Below are 464 nucleotides of genomic sequence, written 5' to 3'. Positions count from 1 at the left end.
AGCCAGCCACAGGAATAAGCCAATGACAGTACAGGATAATCAGGTTGCCATTGAGGCTCAGGCCCGCGCCTGGCTGGTTAAACTCATGGAAGATACGCCAACGGCGCAATTAAAAGCCGAGTTCAGCCAATGGATAACACAATCAGAAAAACATCGTCAGGCATTTGTCCGCAGTGAAAAACTTTGGCGCCAGTTGGGTCTGCTGGACAACCTGGCAGAGCTAACCGATATGTTACCCGCACAACCTAAGCGGGCTGTACCAGGCATAGGTATGTCAAGCTGGTTAGGCATAGCTGCAGCGGCATTGCTGATGGTAGCAGGCTGGAACTGGCAGCATCACAACTTGCCCGCAGATACTATTGCGCTTCAGCACTTTACCACCCCAGCTCACACCAATACCGAAGTTTTGTTGGCTGACGGCAGCCGTTTGGTGGCAGCCGGGCACGCCAAATTCAGCTACAAAT

At 52.4% G+C, this 464-nt stretch carries 1 protein-coding gene; it reads left to right on the top strand.

What is annotated here, in order from left to right; all coding sequences use genetic code 11:
- Nucleotides 1-22: 22 nt before the first annotated feature.
- Nucleotides 23-464, top strand: a 442-nt coding sequence (locus tag J0A66_RS21665; RefSeq protein ID WP_206575932.1) for a FecR family protein, incomplete at its 3' end; no start/stop codon positions are given.

Source organism: Bowmanella dokdonensis (genome assembly GCF_017254865.1).
GTDB classification, from domain to species: domain Bacteria; phylum Pseudomonadota; class Gammaproteobacteria; order Enterobacterales; family Alteromonadaceae; genus Bowmanella; species Bowmanella dokdonensis.
Note: the sequence above shows the minus strand (reverse complement) of the source record. Positions and strands in the feature narration are given on the sequence as shown.